Genomic DNA, 19,117 nt, shown 5'->3' on the forward strand with positions numbered 1-19,117 from the left:
GGAGTGAGGGAACGCCGAGCCCCAGCGAGGCGCCGACAGGCGGGGCAGAGCCCTTTGCTTACTTTGGGGCTTTTCCAAAGTGAGCCGCTGTAAGAGCGGAACCATAGGTGGCCGTTACCTAAATAACGGATATACACACCACACCACCACTCAAATCCTACGTCTACGCCCCAACTGCGGAATCCCCAAAGCAGGCACCACCTCCACCCGCTCCACCCGCGTCCCAACCACCCCCGCCAACCCCACCACCGTCGGCTGACTGAACAACGACCGGGCATCCACCTCCAACCCCGCCTTACGCAGCCGCGCCACCACCCCCACGGCCAACAACGAATGCCCCCCCAACTCAAAGAAATGATCCTGACGCCCCACCCGATCCAGCTTCAGCACCTGCGCCCAAACCCCAGCAATCACCGTCTCCACCTCCCCCTGAGGCGGTTCATAGGCGCGACTCAACACCGCCTCCACCCCAGGCTCCGGCAACCCCTTGCGATCCAGCTTCCCCGCCGGATTAAGCGGCCACACCTCCACCCGCACAAACGCCGAAGGCACCATGTACTCAGGCAACCCCTCCACCATGTAACTGCGCAACGCCTCAAGCCCCGGCACCGCATCACGAACAGTGAAATACGCCACCAACCGCTCATCCCGGATCAACACCGCCACCTCGCGCAATGCAGGATGCGCCGCCAACCGCGCCTCAACCTCCCCCAGCTCCAGCCGCACCCCACGCAGCTTCACCTGAAAGTCATTGCGCCCCAGAAACTCCAGATTCCCGTCCGGCAAATACCGCACCAGATCCCCCGTGCGATACAACCGATCCCCCGCCACAAACGGACTGTCGATAAACCGCTCCGCCGTCATCTGCGCCAATCCCAGATACCCGCGAGCCACGCCCACCCCGCCGATATGCAACTGCCCACTGCACCCCAGCGGCACCGGCCGATCATGCTCATCCAATACGTAAAGACGGGTATTACTGATGGCCCGCCCAATCGGCAACTGCACCCCCGGCACCGGCGCACCCGGCTCCAGCGTCCAGGCACTGCTGTCCACCGTCGCCTCGGTCGGTCCGTAGACGTTATGCAAGCGCACCTTGGGCAACCGCGCCTGAACCCCACGGGCCAAGGCCTCTGTCAGCTCCCCACCACCGCATAAAACGTCGGTAAGGCTGGTACAAAGCGCAGACTCCTCCAGCTCCAGAAACTGCTGCAACATCGCCGGCACAAACTTGATCACACTGACCTGTTGCTCACGAATCACCTGCGCCAGGTACGCCGGCTCACGGTGCCCATCGGGACGCGCCAGGACCAGGCGCATGCCATTGGTCAGCGGCCAGAACAGCTCCCACACCGAACCGTCAAAACTGAACGGCGCCCGCTGCAACAACGCGCCACCCTCGGCATTCGGGCACAGTTGCGAGCCCCAGTGCATCAGGTTGCCCAGGCCCCGATGCTCGATCATCACGCCCTTGGGCGTGCCGGTGGAGCCGGAGGTGTACATCACGTACGCCAGGTTGCGCACGCTCAGCCCCGGCACTCGCGGGTTGCCTTCAGGCGCCTGCTGCCAGGCGCCGTGGTCGAGGTCGATCACCGGTATCGACACCTCCCCCGGCAAATCCCGGGTCGCGCCGTGTACCAGCAAGGCGACCGGCGCGCTGTCTTGCAGCATGTAGGCGAGACGCTCGCGAGGGTAGCCCGGGTCCAACGGTACATAAGCGCCCCCCGCCTTGAGGATGGCCAGCAAGCCCACCACCAGGTCCAACCCGCGCTCGACACACAAGGCGACCCGCGAATCCGGCTGCACGCCGCGCTCGCGCAGGTGATAGGCCAGGCGGTTGGCGCGCTCGTTGAGCTGGCGGTAAGTCAGTTGCTGCTCACCGGCCTGCACCGCCATCGCGTGAGGTGTGTGCCGGGCATGGGCTTCGAACAGGGCGTGGACGGTCTGGTCCACGGGGTAGTCGGTTTCGCTGGCGTTGAAGTCCACCAGTTGCTGTTGCAGTTCGGTCGCGGGCAGCACCTGCACATCGAACAGCGGCGCCTCGGGCGTCTCCACCAATCCCGCCAGCACCGTGCCAAGGTAGTCCAGCAGGCGCTGGGCACCGACCTTGCGGGGCGCCTTGGCCTTGAGCCGGAAACCGCTGGCCAGGTCGTCCACCGTCAGCATCAGTGGGTAGCTGAGGATGTCTTCGCTGCTCAGCAATTCGATGCCGGGCTGCAGCACCTCTAGTGCCTCGACCGAGACATGCCGGTAATTCAGCAGGCTGTTGAACAGCGGTGTGACGCCGCTGCAACGCTGGGCCAACGCCAGGGACGCTTGCTCGTGGGCGAGCAAGGCGCTGAGTTGCTGCTGCGTCTGCCTGATCGCCTCGCGCACCGTCACCCCGGCCAGGCGTACCCGCAGTGGCAAGGTGTTGATGAACATGCCCAGGGCACGGTCCGCGCCCTCACCGGCCTGCAGGCGTCCCAGCAGAACCGTACCGAACACCACATCGTCACGGCCCGAGACGCGACCCAGTACCTGGGCCCACGCCAGATGAAACAGGCTCGCCGCGCTGACACCCAAGGTGCGGGCCTGCTCGCGCAACAACTGGCCGAGTGCGTCGGGAAGCAGCACGTCGGCTTCCTCGGTGTCACGGCGATCCGCCTGGCGTTCCTGTAAACCGAAGGCCAGGGTCGGCTCGTCGACATCCGCCAGCCGCTCGCGAAAGAACGCTTCGTGCCCGGCCTGGCGTTCCGCCGACCGGGCCTGGGCGACCACGTTGCGATAGGGCACCGGCGCCGGCAATTGCTGTTGCTGGCCAAGCAGATGAGCCTGGATTTCCGCCATCAGTACTTGCGTGGAAGTGGCGTCGTTCACCAGATGATGGAAACGCAGCATGCCCACCCAACGGCGGTTCTGCCGGTCTTCGGCGTAATCCAGGGCCATCAGCGGCGCCTTGCGCAAGTCCAGTGGCCGCTGGCGTTCGCGCAGTTGTTCGAGAATTGAGTCCCCCTGGAGGGCCACCGATTGCACGTCCAGAATCGCCTTGCGCCACACCACTTGCATCGGTTGTTCGAGGGCATCCCACGCCAGGCTGGTGCGCAGGATGTCATGGCGGTCGATCACCTGTTGCAGCGCCTGGGCGAACGCTTCCAGCTGTTCACGGCGGGCAAAGCTGAACATCGCGTGTTGCTGGTACGGATCGCGCTCGTCGGTGATGTGGTGATACAGCAGGCCTTCCTGCAACGGCGCCAGCGGGTAGATCTCCTGCACATTGGCGGCGCCGCCGGGGATCGCGGCGACGATGCGTTCTATCGTCGGCGGGTCCAGTTCGGCCAGCGCCAGCAGGTCCGGAGTAATCAATTGGCAACCTGCCGGAACACGGTTGGCCGGCACCTCAAGCTCGGTGCCCTGGCCGACCGCTGCCGCCAGTGCGGCCAGGGTCGGCTGGCCGAACAGCACCTGCACGTCGGCCTGCAACCCGACCTGGCGCATGTGCTGCACCAACTGGACCGCCAACAGCGAATGGCCGCCCAACTCGAAGAAATGGTCATGCCGCCCTACTTGCTCGACGTGCAGCACGTCGGCCCAGATCTGCGCCAGGGCGATTTCCGTAGCACCTTCTGGGGCCTCGTAGACTCGACTGATAAATGCATCGGCACCGGGTGCCGGCAAGGCCTTGCGGTCGAGTTTGCCGTTGGCCGTCAGGGGCAACGCGTCCAGCTTTACGTAGGCCTGCGGCACCATGTAATCCGGCAAGCGTGATTTAAGATGGGCGCGAAGCGCTTCAATCGCTACCGGCGCATGCTCGGTGAACCAGGCCAACAGCTGCCCCTCGCGTACCAGCACCACCGCTTCGGTGACCCCTTCATGACCCGCCAGGGCGGACTCGATTTCCCCCGGCTCGATACGCACGCCGCGAATTTTTACCTGGTCGTCGTTGCGGCCCAAATATTCAATATTCCCATCCGGCAGCCAACGCGCCAGGTCGCCGGTGCGGTACATGCGGCCTGGGTTGAATGGGTCATCAAGGAAGCGCTCTGCGGTCATGTCCGGGCGGTTCAAATAGCCCCGCGCCACGCCTTTCCCGCCGACGTACAACTCGCCTGCAGTACCGATGGGCACCGGCCGCTGTTGCTCATCCAGCAGGTAGACCGCGGCATTCGCGATGGGTTTGCCGATGTGCAGCGCCTGCCCGGCCTCAACGAGGCCCGAGGTGGCAACCACGGTGGCTTCAGTGGGACCGTAGTTGTTGATCACCGCGAAACTGCGCGCCTGGTTGAACTGGCGCAGGCGGTCGCCACCAATCAGCAGCGTGCGCAAAGTCGGGTGTTCAATATTCTGGCTGAACGCATACTCGGCCACCGGCGTGGGCAGGAAGCATACGTCCAGTGGTTGCGCGCGCCACCAGGCCAGCAGCGCGTCGATGTCTTCGGCGCCGTCGTGGGCCGGCGGCAAGTGCAAGGTCGCGCCCACGCACAGCGCTGGCCAGACCTCCCAGGCCATGGCGTCAAACCCGAAACCGGCAACGCTGGCGGTATGGCTGCCCGCGTGCAAATCGAAGGCCTGGCAATGCCAGTCCACCAGGTTGGCCACGGTGTGGTGCTCCACCATCACGCCCTTGGGCAGGCCGGTGGAGCCCGAGGTGTAGATCACATAAGCGAGGTTGGCGGGTGTCATCGCCACTTGCGGGTTGCGCGCCAACTGCGCCGTGGCGTGATCCAGATTGATGACCGGCACGCTCAATACCGGTAGACGCTCGAGCAAATCCGTCTGCGTCAGCACCGCCACCGGCGCGCTGTCATCGAGCAGGTAGTGCAGGCGCTCGGCAGGATGGGCCGGGTCCACCGGGACATAACAGGCGCCGGATTTGAGAATCCCCAGCAAGCCCACCAGCGTCTCCAGGCCGCGCCGGGCGACGATCGCCACACGGTCGTCGGGCTTTACCCCGAGCACCAATAGCTGCCGCGCCAGGGCATTGGCCCGTTGATTCAATTGGTCATACGTCAATCGCTGCCCCTGATACACCGCCGCCACCGCATGCGGCGTCACCGCGGCCTGGGCCTCGACGCGCCCATGCAGGGTTTGCGCTGCGGGATAGGCCTGGGCGGTGGCGTTCCAGCGTTGCAACTGCGCGGTTTCCTCGGGCGTTATCAGCGAGAAGTCAGCCAGGGGCAGCGCGGTGTTTTCCAGCCCCTGCTCCAGCACATACACCAGGCGATCGGCCAGGGCCTGCACCTCGTGTGCCTGGAAGTACGCCTCGTTGTAGACGCAGTGCAGGCACGCCGTGTCGTGGTAGCGATTGCTGCGCAAGTGAATCGCCAGCGGCAACGGCTCATGGTGGTTGGACACCTTGATCGCCCGGGCCGACGCCTGGCCGTAGCGAAATTCATGGTCATCCTGCTCATAGGACACCGACAGGTCGAACAGTTGGCCGCGGTCGGCGCGCAGCAAACCCAGCTCGCGATTCATCTCGCTCAGCGGGAAACGTTGATGTCGGAAATCCTGCTGGAGCTGGTCGCGCACGCCACGCACCAGGGCGCTGAAAGGCAGGTCGTCGCTGAACTGCAAGCGCACGGCACTGACCTGGGTGAAAAGCCCCAGGGTCGAACGAAAGCGTGCATTGGAACGGTTGAGTATCGGCAGCCCCACCACCCACTCCTGGCGCTGGCCGGTGCGGCTGAAGTACAGGTACATCGCCGCCAATAACACATGGAACGCCGACGCCTGGTAATGGTTCGCCGCCCGCGCCATGCGATTGAGCAGCGCCGCCGGAAACGGTGCTACCAGGGTGTTGCTCGGCGCATCGCCCTTGGCCTGGTAACGGCGCGTCAGCAGCGGCTCTGGCAGCGCCTGGTATTTGTCCAGCCAGTAGCTGCGGTCCCGGGCGTAACGGGCCGACTCGCGATAGCGTTCATCGTTGTCGATGAAGTCGATATAGGACGGCGCCGACAGGTCCGGTAGTCGGCCCTGCTCCAGGGAGCTGTAGATCCCGGCAAGAGATTGCAGCATCTGGCCAAAGCCCCAGCCATCGAGAATCAGGTGGTGAGCCTGGGTGCCGAGGCGGTAATGCTGGTCATCGAGCTTGACCAGGAAGAAGCGGAACAACGGCTCGTCGACCAGCGCATAGGTTCGCGCCATCTGCGCCTGCAACAAGGCCTCGGCGGCCGCGCGGGGATCCGGCTGGCGCGAGACGTCATGCTGCGGCACCGATACCGCCATGGCCTCGGCAAACGCCTGCCGTGGCAAGCCATCGGCCGCCACTTGCAACACCGTACGCAATGCGTCGTGCTTGGCCACCAGGTGCTCGATGGCTCGCTGGATCAATGCGGGATTCACGGTGCCCGTGAGTTCGATATAACCCCCGATGTTGTACAGCGGCGAGTCACCGAGGCGCAGTTGGTCGAGCCAGATATCCCGCTGGGCGGCGGTCAGGGGGAAATACGTCATAAGATCCTTCTCATGTGAGGTGTCGATAAGGCGCACAACGCCCCATTGAGGCGAAATCAACGGGATTTAAGCATCGCCCCGGAGGGCCGTATGTCACCCGAAACCCGGACAGCCTGGGTACCGCGCCGGGGTTGGCTGATGGTTCAGTGCTGAAACGATTAAATGGATGTAGGAGATTGGCTACATCTGGCCGATGCCATATAGCCGGGAATGTCGAGAAAATTGAGCAAATATGTTTTATATCAACTAGTTAACAAACTCTAAAATCCTTTTACCCTGCAGCTTCAGCCTATATCCCTGTCGGAAATGACGAAATAATGGCGCGCTTTTTATGGCAGGTTGTGTCCCTCGTTTCCGCTACATACGTAGGACAAATCCACGTGGCTAAATGAAGCCTCGAGCACCGACCCAGGTTCAAGGAGAACGGGAGGCCTGCACACGTACGGGCAACCGTTGACGGTTTTCGACATCAAGGATGAGATGGCTATGAGTCTGACCAGCAGTATTCGGAATATGGAAAATCCGCATTTTTATTTCGAGTTGGGAGAGTTGATTTCAAGCACCGGCACTGAACACTTCGCAGCGAACATGCTGCAACTGGTCAACAAGCTGGTACCGGTTCACTTGGTGGACCTCAGTGAATGGACCCTCGACGAGCACCAGGCCCGCGTGCTCGATATCAAGTTACTTGGCAGCGACGGGTTGAAGCAGGACCTGCCGCCACCGCGCACCCTGCATCACCGCGACGATCATCCGCTGCTGAAAAAAATGCTCGGCATGAACGACCCGCTGTTGATCCAGATGAATGCCAAGGCCGACAGCACCCACACCCGCGGCACCTCCCATCAGTGCAACCTGGTATCGCGCCAGGCCAATCGGCGGTGCGTGATTTCGTTCTACCGGCCCCACACCCAACGCGCCTTTTCCCTGGCGCAGCTGTCGTTTCTCAAGAGCCTTTCGGAAACCTTGCTGCCGTTGATCGAGCGCCACGCGCAGATCAATCGACAGGCCCCGCCGGTAGCGCCCGAGCCCTCTAAAACTCCGTTGGAGCAGTCGCAATTGCAGCGCGAATTCTATAAACGCCTGTCACTCAGTGACATCACCTTATCGGCGCGGGAACAGGAGGTTTGCCTGGGGTTGTTGACCGGCGGAACCGTGCCGCAGATGGCCGAGAAACTCAGCGTGAAAAACAGCTCCATCGAAACCTACCTCAAGCGCGCGGCGGCCAAACTGGGCGTGAGTGGCCGGCATGGCCTGGCCAAATGGATGGTTGGCGCGTGATGAAAAAACTGATGCTCGGCGTGGCGTGTGTGCTTGGCGGGTGTTCGTTGATCCCGGACTATCAGCGGCCCGAGGCACCGACCCCGGCGCACTTCCCGGTGTATAACGCGGACCGGGTGGGGCCATCGGCCGCCGGGCCTGACTGGCAACAGTTGTTCCGTGACCCGGTGATGCGGCAGTTGATTGGCCAGGCCCTGGTGAATAACCGTGACCTGCGGGTGGCGGCGCTGAATGTCGAAGCGTTCCAGGCGCAGTACCGCATCCAGCGTGCCGACCTGTTCCCGGCGGTGTCTGCCACGGGTGCCGAAAACCGCCAGAAAGTCCCGCGACGCGCCACTACCACCGGCAAGTCTGCGATCACCTCTACCTATTCGGCGACATTGGGCGTCAGCGCCTACGAGCTGGATTTTTTCGGCCGCGTACGCAGCCTCAGTGAGCAGGCGATGCTGCAATACCTGGCCACTGAAGAAGCCCGGCGCAGCGCGCAACTGAGCCTGGTGGCCAACGTCGCCAACGCTTACCTGACCTGGCGCGCCGACCAGGAACTGCTGGCCCTGGCCCGGCAGACGCTGGCCTCGGACGAGCACAGCCTGCGTCTGACGTCGCGCAGTAAAACGGCGGGCAAGGCGACGTCGATCGATGTGATCCAGGCCCGGACCAGTGTCGAAAGTACCCGGGCAAGCATTGCGCGCTACCAGCGGCAGGTGGCCCAGGACCTCAACAGCCTGGCGTTGCTGGTGGGTGGGCCGGTGCCGGATTCTTTGCCGGCACAGCCGCTGTCCGACGACCTGGTAGCCCGGGTGCCGGCCGGGTTGCCGTCGGACCTGCTGCAACGGCGGCCGGATATTGTGCAGGCCGAGTATCAGCTTCAGGCGGCCAACGCGAATATTGGCGCGGCGCGGGCGGCGTTTTTTCCTTCGGTTACGCTGACGGCCAACGCGGGCACCTCGAGTAAGGATCTGTCGGGATTGTTCCAGGGGGGCTCGGGGAGTTGGGGGTTCCAGCCGCAGATCAATCTGCCGATCTTCAATGCGGGCAGCCTGCGGGCCAGCCTGGATTACGCGAAGATTCAGAAGAACATTTATGTCGCGCAGTATGAGAAGTCGATTCAGACCGCGTTCCAGGAAGTCTCGGACGGGCTGGCGGCGCGGCAAACGTATAACGAGCAACTGGCGGCGCAGCGGGATTTTGTTCGGGCCAACCAGACGTATTACGACCTGGCTCAGCACCGGTATCGCAGTGGGGTGGACAGTAATCTGGTGTTTCTGGATGCGCAGCGGTCGTTGTTCAGTTCGCAGCAGGCGTTGATTGTTGATCGGTTGGCGCAGTTGGTGGCGGAGGTGAATTTGTATACGGCGTTGGGTGGGGGGTGGGAGGGTGATTCTGCTGGGGGTGGGGATGGGGGTGGGGGCATATCCGTTTCTTCGGTCACGGCGGCTTATGGTTCCGCTCTTACAGCGGCTCACTTTGGAAAAGCCCCAAAGTAAGCAAAAGCAAGAGCACGGCGGCCTGAAAGCCGACCTGAGTGTTAAAAGCAAAAGCAAAGCCGCTTTGCTGTAGGAGCTGGCTTGCCGGCGATGCAGACACCTCGGTGCATCAGGTACACCCAGTTGATGCCATCGCCGGCAAGCCAGCTCCTACAGTGGACCGTGAGCCGCTGTAAGAGCAAAACCCTAAGGCCTTACCCGTGCCACCCGCCACACCTTGTTCCCCACATCATCCGCCACCAGCAACGCGCCCTGCCCGTCCAACGCTACACCCACCGGACGCCCCTGAGCCTCTCCATCACCATTTAAAAACCCAGTCAGGAAATCAACAGGCACACCCGACGGCTTTCCGTCCCGGAACGGAATAAACACCACCTTGTACCCCGCCTGCGGATTACGGTTCCAGGATCCATGCTCCCCCACAAACACCCCATCGGCAAACACCGCTGGCATCCCCCGCGCATCGGAAAAAGTCAGGCCCAACGGCGCAACGTGAGTCCCCAGCGCGTAGTCCGGTGCAATCGCCTGGGCGACCTTGTCCGGACGCGGCGGCTGCACCCGGCTGTCAACGTGAGCCCCGTAATAACTCCACGGCCAACCGTAGAACGCGCCGTCCCGCACCGACGTCAGGTAATCCGGCACCAGATCGCTGCCGATCTCGTCGCGCTCGTTGACCACCGTCCACAACTGCGTAGAGCCGGGTTTCCACGCCAGCCCATTGGGATTGCGCAACCCACTGGCGAACAGACGCTTCTGCCCACTGGCAAGATCCAACTCCCAGATCGCAGCACGCCCTTCCTCGGCGTCAAGCCCGTTCTCACCCACATTGCTGTTGGACCCGACGGTCACATAAAGCTTGGTACCCTCAGGATTGGCCAGGACGTTTTTGGTCCAGTGATGATTGATCCCGGCCGGCAGATCAGTGACCTTCACCGGCACGGCATCGATGTGAGTCTGGCCCCGAACATAAGGCACCTTGACCACCGCATCGGCATTGCCGATATACAACTCATCCCCCACCAACGCCATGCCAAACGGCGACGTCAGCCCACCGAGAAACTCACTCTTCACCTCGGCACGCCCATCACCGTCGGCGTCCCGCAGCAGCGTGATCCGGTCGGCGCTCGGCGTATCGGCACCGACCCGCCCCATCACAAACCCCATCGCGGTACGACGCGCCCAGGCGAGCAAACCCGTGCCGCCGTCCGTGGCACCTTCAGGCATGGGCGGATGGTTACTCTCGGCTACCAGCACGTCGCCATTGGGCAAGGTGTACACCCAGCGCGGATGGTCAAGGTCCGCGGCCAACGCCGTTACCGTGAACCCATCGGGCGCCGTTGGCTGGGCATTACCGGGCCAGCCGACAGCCTTGGAAACCTTGAGTGTCGGGATCAGTGATGCAGTGGGTTCGGGCAGTTGCGGGCTTGGCCCCACACCGGCCTGAAACGGCAGTTTGGAGGAATCGCCACAGGCGCTGAGGGCAGCCGTGGCGGTGATCAGCAGCGCAAGGCGGCTTGGTGCATTCATTGGGAAACCTCGGGACAGCCCTTTATAGGGCAGGCAAAAACCCGACGGAGTATCGCGTCATTCCCCGACACCAAACACCGCCTACCGCGCAATTGAGTTTTAACTCAGTCGCACGAGTGGCTCGGCAGCACTCTCAGGCTTTCCACGGCCCCAACGCCAGGCTGTAGGGAGAAAACCCCTCGAACTGCCAACGCAGCGCCAGCGCCGCATCCCTTCGGACCACGTGTTCCACGGTCACCTTCCACAACCGCTCAGCCCCCTCGAACGTGGCCAGTTCATCTCCTTCAAGAATCACCTCGGCCCGCCCGACCACCTGCAACACATCACCCGTAGCAAAATCCACAAACAGCAAGCCCGCAACCGGGTTGACCTGCACATTGCCCAAGGTGTTGAAAAACGAGTTGCCGGTAAAATCGGGAATCGTCAGCACCTCTCCCTCCACGCGCACAAACCCACTGTTGCCGCCTCGGTGTGAAACGTCCACCGAACGCTTGGCCGCATCCCCTTCCAGGTCCACATAGCTGGCGACGAAAAACGTATCAGCGCTGCGAATCAGCGCCCGGTCAGCGTCATCGAGCGAGTTCGCGCGCCGCACAATACCTTTAGCAGCGCGCTGCCCCCGGGCCCCCGGGTCCACCGCACGCAACTGGATGTACTTCGGGCAATTTCCAAACGTGTGCACCACCGCCACGGTAAAACCGTCGACGCCGGCAGCCCCAATAACCCCGTTCATGCGATTACGCCGCCGCGTATTCAGGTCAATGCCCAACAGCCCGACCGACGCGCCTTGTTTCAGCCCGCTCCCGGCGGGGTCACTCTCCGCAGGCAGGCTGTCGATACGCAAGCTGTAGGGGTCCGGCGAATACGCAAACCCCGGCGTGCCCTCCAGCAGCGTGGCCCAGGGCAGCCCCTGCTCATCCACGGCCCCCACGACCAGATAGGGCAACAACTCATAAAAAGCCCGATGCTGCTCCGGCAAGTGATCCCGTATCACCTTCGCGCCGATCACCTCCATGCGCTCGGCCACGCCGGCACTTTGCTGCAACTGCCGCTCGCCGGCATGCCATGGCGAAACGGGGGACGCGTCCTGGTGATTCATGATCAAGCCCTCGGTGAATGAAACGCCGGATGTTCACGCAATGCCGCCACGCTGAAATCGACAAAACTGCGCACCCGCATCGAAGCGTTGCGCCCTTCGCGGTAGACCACATGCACCGGCAGCGGCGGCGGTTCATAGGCCTGCAATACTCGACGCAGTTGCCCGCTCGCCAGGTGCTCGTGCACCGGGTAGCTCAAGCACCGGATCAACCCTGCGCCCTGCACCGCCGCATTGATCGCGCCCTGCACCGTGGTGCAACCGAGACGCGCCCGGGCCTTGATGCTGGCGCCCTGGAAATCCCACTGTACCCAATTCGAATACGCCTGGCTGGCGACCAGCCGATGCTCCTTGAGTGCCTCCGGTTGCACCGGTTCGCCATGGCTTTGCAGATAGCCGGGGCTGGCGCAGACGATGTTGCGCACATGGCCCACGGGCCGGGCAATCAGGGATGAACCGGGCAGTTCCCCCACCAGGACTGCCACGTCCAGGCCGTCTTCATTCAGGTTCGGATAATGATCGTGGTAATGGGCAAACAGGCGGACTCCGGGATAGCGCTCCAGGTAGCCGGCCAACAGCGGCGCCATCACATAACGGCTGAACAGCAACGGAAAAAACACCCGCAGGTTTCCCTCGGCCTGCGCGTGCGCACCCTGGGCAGATGCTTCGGCGGCGCTCACGCCGTCAAGGATCCGCGAACAGTCGGCCATGAACATCGCCCCGGCTTCGGTGAGGCGAATGCCCCGGGTGCTGCGCTGTACCAATGGCACCCGCAAGCGTGTCTCCAGCCGGTCAATCGCGCGGATCACAGTGGGCCCCGAGATGCCCAGGGAGCGGGCAGCCGCGGCCAGGCTCGGCTGCCGGGACAGCGCCTGGAAGATCTGCATGTCGCGATAACGGTCCATCAGGCCGGCCGCTGCATCGATGGGTTGAGCGCAGCATCCTGCCCCAGCCGGCTGACCAGAAAATCCACGAACGTGTTGACCTTCGCCGGTACCCGGGCGTTGTTCTGGAACACCACATGGATCGGCAAGGCCGGCGGTTCGAAGTCTTGCAGGATGATCTCCAGTGCGCCTGCACGCACATCGCTGGCCACCTGATAAGACAACACCCGTGTGACGCCCCAGCCCAGGCGCGCGAGGTTGATCGCCGCGTTGTTGGCGGTGACCACCAGGCGCGGCTCAACGGCCACGCTCAACGGCTGGCCGCCTTCCCTGAACTGCCATTCGCTGACCAACTGGCTGGAAGACGACGTGACAATCTTCGCCTCACGCAGTTGCCCGGGGTGCAGTGGCCGGTGCCGCTCAAGGTAAGCCGGCGCCGCGCACACTACGCGACGCACCTCGCCGACCTTGATCGCCTGCTGGCCGGGTTCCTGCAAATGCCCGATGCGCACGGCCACATCGACGCCTTCATCGGTCATGTTGACCACACGGTCCACCAGCAAGGCGTTGATGCTGACCTGGGCAAACAGGTCCAGGTACTCCCCCAGGATTGGCGCGACGAACAACTCGCCGAACAACACCGGCGCGGTGACCGTCAGGTGCCCCCACGGGATCGAGAAGCTGCCTGCTGCCGCTTCTTCGGCCTCAGTCAACTCCGCGAGTATGCGCCGGCAATCGTCCAGGTAACGCTGGCCGGCCTCGCTCAGGTGCAGGCTGCGGGTGGTGCGCGAAAGCAACTGGGTGCCAATACGCGCCTCCATCGCGGCAATCGCGCGGGTCACGCTGGGGGGCGAGATATTCAGGCGCCGGGCCGCCGCGGCAAAGCCCTGTTCTTCGGCGACGGCGAGGAAAATCTGCATTTCCTGGAAACGGTCCATGAGTCCCCTTAATCGAATGGAGTACACCAGCCCAGTGGCTTCGCAGCTGTGGTGGCGAGGGAGCTTGCTCCCGCCGGGCTGCGTAGCGCCCCCAAAATCCTGGGAGCGCTGCGCACTGGCGCGCCAACCCGGTCCAGCGGGAGCAAGCTCCCTCGCCACAAAAATCTTCAAGCCTTGGCCAAGCCCACAGCCGTGCGTTGCATACCGATAAAACCCGGCAGCGCCTCGATACTGCCCAGCCAGGCGCGAACCTGCGGATAGTCGTCCAGCGCGACATTCCCCTCCGGCGCATGGGCGATGTAGGTGTAGTGCGCGATATCGGCAATCGTCGGCAGGTCACCAGTGAGAAAACGACTCTGCTCCAACTGGTGCTCTACCACTTTGAGGAATGCGTGGGAGCGGCTGATGGTCGCCTCGGCATCCAGCGCGGCACCGAACACAGTGATCAATCGCGCCGCAGCCGGCCCGGTGTGCAGTGGTCCTGCCGCAGCCGAGAGCCAACGCTGCACACGGGCCTGGGCCAAAGGCTCGGTCGGCAGCCACTGGGCGGTGCCATATTGGCCGGCGAGGTACACCAGGATCGCGTTGGAGTCCGCCAGCACCACGCCGTTATCATCGATCACCGGCACCTGGCCGAAGCTGTTGAGGGTGGCCAGGAACTCAGGGGTTTTGTGCGCGCCTTGCTTCAGATCGACGTGCACCCGCTCAGCGGGCACGCCCAGCAGCGACAGCATCAACTCAACCCGGTGGGAATGGCCAGACAAGGGGTAACGGTACAGTTTGATCATGACGGGCTCCGCGATGTGCCAGGGACTCGACCCGGTGATCGGGTCGATAACGCTTATGTTCCACCGCTACGGCACGCAGCAGAATAGCCAGTTTTTACAATCCAGCATTTCACCGGATGAAACAATCAATCGCCAAACAACTCGTCGATCAGGTTGAACAGGGTGGTTTTCACCGGGCTGTCGAGCTCGGTCCACGCCAGGCCGGTCCTGGCCCGGAACGCCCCCAACGCCAGGTGCCTGGACACGCAATTGGCCGGCAGCGCCCGGGCCGCCTGCAGCGGCAACACACCCACACCCAGCCCGGCCGAGACCAGCGCCAGCATGGTGGTGAACTCGCCGAGTTCGGAGGCGATCTCCAGCGGCATTCCCATCGCCTGCACGAATTCATCGTAGAAACCCGGTGCATAACGCCGGGCCAGTATGAACACCGGCACCTTGAGCAAGTCCGTCGGCTGAATGGTTTCCTGGGTCGCCAACGGATGCTCGCCGGGCAAGGCGACCACGAAGCTTTCCTGCAACACCTCAAGGGTCTGCACGCCGGGATAGGCCGCCGGCAAACGCATCAGGCCGAAATCCAGCTGGCCGTTTTTCAACGCAGCCGCCTGATCCGGGCCGGGCATGTCCTTGAGCTCCAGTTCAATTCGCGGGTAGCGCTGGTGCACCGCACGAATCAACCCGGGCAGCAATTGCGGCAATACCGACGAGACAAACCCCAGGCGCACCCGGCCGATCTCCCCGCGGTTCGAAGCCCGGGCGGCATCGGCGGCGCGGGCAGCCTGGTGCAGGGTGGCGAGGGCTTCCGGCAGAAACACCCGCCCGGCTTCCGTCAGTGTGACCGAGTGCCGGTTGCGGTCGAGCAGGCGCACGCCCAGGCCGCTTTCGAGCAGTTTGATCTGCATGCTCAGCGCCGGTTGCACGATCGACAGCTGCGCGGCCGCCCGGCCGAAATGCAGTTCCTGGGCGAGCACGACAAAGGCACGCAGGTGCTTGAGTTCCATCAGGTTGGCTCCGGTTATCACGGTTATTGATCACCCCATCACAAATGAAAATTGGACGCCGGGCCCGGGCTGCGCTGAAGTAAGGCCCGTGATGCACGATATGACAGGGTTTGACGTATAACAATGAGAGCGGCACCCCGCACTCGGATTGATAGTGTTGATCACCTGTCTCAGTCTTCGGAGATCGCCCCATGCAGCGTGTTTTAGACAGTTTCCGCCTCGACGGCCGCCTGGCCTTGATCACCGGCTCCAGCGCCGGCATCGGCCTGGCCATCGCCCGTGGCCTGGCCCAGGCTGGCGCACGGGTAGTGCTCAACGGGCGCAACCGCAGCACCTTGCGTGACAGTGCCGCGTTGCTGGCGGCGGAAGGCCTGGAGGTGCACACCCAGGCGTTCGATGTCACCGACGGCGCGGCGGTGTTGGCCGCCGTGGCGGAGATCGAAGAGCGCCTGGGCCCGCTGGACATCCTCGTCAACAACGCGGGCATGCAACGTCGCGGGCCGCTGGAGGACTACAGCGAAACCCACTGGCGCGAGTTGATGAGCACCAACCTGGACAGCGCCTTCCTGGTCGGCCAGGCCGTGGCCCGGGCGATGATCCCGCGCAAGCGGGGGCGCATCATCAATATCTGCTCGGTGCAAAGCGAACTGGGGCGCCCGGGCATCGCCCCGTATGCCGCCAGCAAAGGCGCGCTGAAAATGCTCACCAAAGGCATGGCCATCGACTGGGGCCCCCACGGGCTGACGGTCAATGGCATCGGCCCCGGCTATTTCAAGACCGAACTGAACGCCAACCTGGTGGCCAACCCCGAATTCAGCGACTGGCTGGTGCAGCGCACACCGAGCCGGCGCTGGGGTGACGTCGCCGAACTGGCGGGCGCTGCGGTATTCCTTGCCAGCGACGCGGCAAGTTTCGTCAACGGTCATATCCTGTACGTGGACGGTGGCATCACCGCCTCGCTGTAACCTGGAGAATTTCATGCACGCGATTGTCTGCCATGCCTCGAAAGATCTGCGGGTAGAACCGCAAACCAAACCCCAGGCACTGACGCCCGACCAACTGCGGGTGCGCATTGCCCGAGGCGGGATCTGCGGCTCGGACCTGCATTACTACCAGCACGGCGGCTTCGGCACTGTGCGCCTGCGCGAGCCGATGGTGCTGGGCCATGAAGTGTCGGCGGTGATCGAGGCGGTGGGCCGTGAAGACGGGCCGTTCAAGATTGGCCAACGCTTGTCGGTCTCGCCGTCGCGGCCTTGCGGGGGTTGCCGTTATTGCCATCAAGGGCTGCCGAACCATTGCCTGAACATGCGTTTCTACGGCAGCGCGATGCCCTTCCCTCACGTGCAGGGTGCGTTTCAACAAAGCCTGGTGATCGAAACGCACCAGGCGCACCTGCTGGCCGATCATGTGAGCCTTGCCGAGGGTGCAATGGCTGAACCGTTGTCTGTGGGTTTGCATGCCATCCAGCGTGCCGGGGTGGTGTTCGGCAAACGGGTATTGGTCACCGGGTGCGGGCCCATCGGCAACCTGTTGATCGGCAGCCTGCGGGCAGCGGGCGCGGGGGAAATTGTTGCGGTGGACCTGGCCGCCGGGCCCTTGGCCTGCGCCGAAAAAATGGGCGCCAGCCGTACTCATAACCTGGCGGAAGACGCCGACGCGTTGAAGCGGTATACCGCCGAAAAAGGCTACTTCGACGTGATGTTCGAAGTCTCCGGCAGTGCCCAGGCCCTGCGCAACGGCCTGGAGTGCATGGCCCCGCGCAGCGTGCTGGTGACGGTAGGTCTGGGTGGCGAGGTCTCGCTGCCGTTGAATATGCTGGTGAGCAGGGAGATCGACTTGCGGGGCACCTTCCGCTTCCATTCGGAGTTTGCCCAGGCGGTGGATTTGCTCAATCGCCAGGTGATTGATGTGCGTCCGGTGATCTCCCACACCGTGCCGTTCAGCGAGGCGGTGCAGGCGTTTGAACTGGCGGCGGACAAGAGCCAGGCGATGAAGGTGTTGCTGGATTTTGGTGTGGGTGATTGAACCGGATCTCGACAGCTCCCACAGGGTTGCGGTGCATTTTGGGGATCCGATAGCGCCTGCGCTACACCCGCTCTTCGAGCCTGAACCGCAGGAAACGATGGCTGGCTGAAAACAGTCGACGGTAGGTGAGCAACACCGCACCTACCGTGCCCAACGCCGACGACGCAGCGATCAAAAACATAATCACAATCTGATAACGTACCGCGTCCACCGGACTTTCCCCGGCCAGCACCTGGCCAGTCATCATCCCCGGCAAGCTCACAATCCCCACCACTGTCATCTGGTTCAACGTCGGAATCATCCCGGCCCGCACAGCCTGGCGAATCGCATCCTGCGCCGCCTCCCAGCGTGAACCACCGAGGGCCAGAATCATCTCGATGGTATTGCGGCCGGAGGTCAGCTCCTGAGTCATACGCTCAATCCCCAGAGACACCCCGGTAAGCGTATTACCCAGAATCATCCCAAGGATCGGAATCGCATACTGCGGCTCGTACCACGGGTGAATCCGGATAATCGCGAACAGGCCAACAGCCGTCACCAACCAGGAACTGCCCCACACCGACACAATGCTGTCGGCCCGCTGCCCCGCATAAGTCCGCTTCCCACGCCCTGCAGCCGAGAGCCCGGCGATCAGAGTCATCAGGCACATCAGCGGCAGCACCACATACCAGTAGGCAAATTCAAAGACCCAGCCCAGCAGGTAACCGATCGCCAACAACTGCACCACCGTGCGCACAGCCGCCCAGAACAGCTGACGCTCCAGCCCCAGCCGCAACAACAGCGACAGCGCACCGTTGATCAGGATCAGCGAGGCGGCGATGGCCATGTCCAGTGCCGTGAGGTCGTGATAATTCATGGCTGCACGGCCCCCGTCAGCACGCCGGCGTCCATATGCAAATGGGTGGTGCTCATGCGTTGCGCCTGCTCAAGGTCGTGGGACACCCAGATATAGGCGTGAGCGCTATCCGCTTCGGCCCAGGCACTGATCAACGCCTCGACCTCCCCGGACGAGGCCGGGTCGAGAGCGGCGGTAGGTTCGTCCAGCAACAGCACATCGGGATTGAGTTGCAGGGTACGGATCAGTGACACCACCTGGGACTCACCACCGGATAAATCCCCGGCATTTTTTGCCAGAAAGCCCGACTCCTTGCCCGCGTGGGCCAGCAGCGCCTTGACCGCCTGCGGGTCGAAACTCAAGTGATGCAAGGCCTTGAGGCTGTAGGGGAAACGCAAGTTGTCTTCCACCGTGCCTTCGATCAGCGCCGGGCGTTGGGAGAGGTAGCTGATGCGGCTGCGATACTGCGGGACTTGCGCGTTGGCGATGGGCTGCCCGTTCCAGAGGATATCCCCTGAGGTGGGCGCGTCGAGCAAGGCGAGTGCCCGAAGGAATACACTTTTGCCGGAGCCGGATGAACCGGTGATGGATAGGCGGTCGGCGCGGTGCAGCTGGAAGTTCGTGGGCTGCAGCAGTTGCAGCTGGCGGCGCTCGTCCATCCGCGTGAGCGCCCGGGTTTCGACTAATACGCTCATGGCGTTGATGATCCTTGTTCCTGATTCAGACGCAATGGTAAGACAGGGCACGTCCCCCGTGGCGAGGGAGCTTGCTCCCGCTGGGCTGCGAAGCGGCCCCAAGAAATTAACGGTGCTTGTTTTTGGTGTAT

The 19,117-nt window shown here is 63.2% G+C and carries 13 protein-coding genes; 4 read left to right on the forward strand and 9 right to left on the reverse strand.

The window, feature by feature from the left end; translation table 11 throughout:
* Window positions 1-150: 150 nt before the first annotated feature.
* Window positions 151-6,432 (reverse strand): non-ribosomal peptide synthetase, encoded by a 6,282-nt coding sequence (locus HX818_RS26115; protein ID WP_177020993.1) that lies wholly within the window; start codon window positions 6,430-6,432, stop codon window positions 151-153.
* A gap of 486 nt (window positions 6,433-6,918) precedes the next feature.
* Here HX818_RS26115 and HX818_RS26120 point away from each other — a divergent pair, with 486 nt between their 5' ends.
* Window positions 6,919-7,713, forward strand: coding sequence for a helix-turn-helix transcriptional regulator (locus HX818_RS26120; protein ID WP_177020994.1), 795 nt, complete (start codon window positions 6,919-6,921; stop codon window positions 7,711-7,713).
* Window positions 7,713-9,200 carry an efflux transporter outer membrane subunit gene (locus HX818_RS26125; protein WP_256350181.1) on the forward strand — a complete coding sequence of 496 codons (1,488 nt, stop codon included), beginning with the start codon at window positions 7,713-7,715 and terminating at the stop codon, window positions 9,198-9,200. The genes HX818_RS26120 and HX818_RS26125 overlap by 1 nt, the downstream gene beginning before the upstream one ends.
* Before the next feature lie 186 nt (window positions 9,201-9,386).
* On the opposite strand, the gene HX818_RS26130 is transcribed toward HX818_RS26125, so the two are convergent.
* From HX818_RS26130 to HX818_RS26155, 6 genes are all read right to left on the reverse strand, one after another.
* Window positions 9,387-10,727, reverse strand: a complete 1,341-nt coding sequence (locus HX818_RS26130) for a sorbosone dehydrogenase family protein (RefSeq protein WP_087692536.1) — start codon at window positions 10,725-10,727, stop codon at window positions 9,387-9,389.
* Between the two features lie 133 nt (window positions 10,728-10,860).
* Window positions 10,861-11,826 (reverse strand): pyridoxamine 5'-phosphate oxidase family protein, encoded by a 966-nt coding sequence (locus HX818_RS26135; protein ID WP_177020995.1) that lies wholly within the window; start codon window positions 11,824-11,826, stop codon window positions 10,861-10,863.
* A gap of 2 nt (window positions 11,827-11,828) precedes the next feature.
* A complete protein-coding gene (locus HX818_RS26140) occupies window positions 11,829-12,728 on the reverse strand; it encodes a LysR family transcriptional regulator (protein WP_177020996.1) in 900 nt (299 codons plus the stop codon).
* On the reverse strand, window positions 12,728-13,645 hold the full coding sequence (locus tag HX818_RS26145; RefSeq protein ID WP_003208270.1) for a LysR family transcriptional regulator: 918 nt from the start codon (window positions 13,643-13,645) through the stop codon (window positions 12,728-12,730). The genes HX818_RS26140 and HX818_RS26145 overlap by 1 nt, the downstream gene beginning before the upstream one ends.
* A 167-nt stretch (window positions 13,646-13,812) precedes the next feature.
* On the reverse strand, window positions 13,813-14,433 hold the full coding sequence (locus HX818_RS26150) for a glutathione S-transferase family protein (RefSeq protein ID WP_003208271.1): 621 nt from the start codon (window positions 14,431-14,433) through the stop codon (window positions 13,813-13,815).
* A 125-nt stretch (window positions 14,434-14,558) separates the two neighbouring features.
* Entirely contained in the window at window positions 14,559-15,431 is an 873-nt protein-coding gene (locus HX818_RS26155) for a LysR family transcriptional regulator (RefSeq protein WP_177020997.1), read from the reverse strand.
* A 191-nt stretch (window positions 15,432-15,622) separates the two neighbouring features.
* Between HX818_RS26155 and HX818_RS26160 the strand changes: the two genes are divergently transcribed.
* Window positions 15,623-16,396 carry a glucose 1-dehydrogenase gene (locus HX818_RS26160; RefSeq protein ID WP_087692542.1) on the forward strand — a complete coding sequence of 258 codons (774 nt, stop codon included), beginning with the start codon at window positions 15,623-15,625 and terminating at the stop codon, window positions 16,394-16,396.
* A gap of 13 nt (window positions 16,397-16,409) precedes the next feature.
* Window positions 16,410-17,456, forward strand: a complete 1,047-nt coding sequence (locus HX818_RS26165; RefSeq protein ID WP_177020998.1) for an L-idonate 5-dehydrogenase — start codon at window positions 16,410-16,412, stop codon at window positions 17,454-17,456.
* A gap of 61 nt (window positions 17,457-17,517) precedes the next feature.
* Here the strand turns inward: HX818_RS26165 and fetB are convergent, their stop codons facing one another.
* Window positions 17,518-18,312, reverse strand: a complete 795-nt coding sequence (gene fetB, locus HX818_RS26170; protein ID WP_003208279.1) for an iron export ABC transporter permease subunit FetB — start codon at window positions 18,310-18,312, stop codon at window positions 17,518-17,520.
* Window positions 18,309-18,986 carry an ATP-binding cassette domain-containing protein gene (locus tag HX818_RS26175; RefSeq protein WP_003208280.1) on the reverse strand — a complete coding sequence of 226 codons (678 nt, stop codon included), beginning with the start codon at window positions 18,984-18,986 and terminating at the stop codon, window positions 18,309-18,311. Before HX818_RS26175 ends, fetB begins: the two co-directional genes overlap by 4 nt.
* Window positions 18,987-19,117: the final 131 nt, after the last annotated feature.

Source organism: Pseudomonas sp. F9001 (assembly GCF_013385435.1).
Classification (GTDB): Bacteria; Pseudomonadota; Gammaproteobacteria; order Pseudomonadales; family Pseudomonadaceae; genus Aquipseudomonas.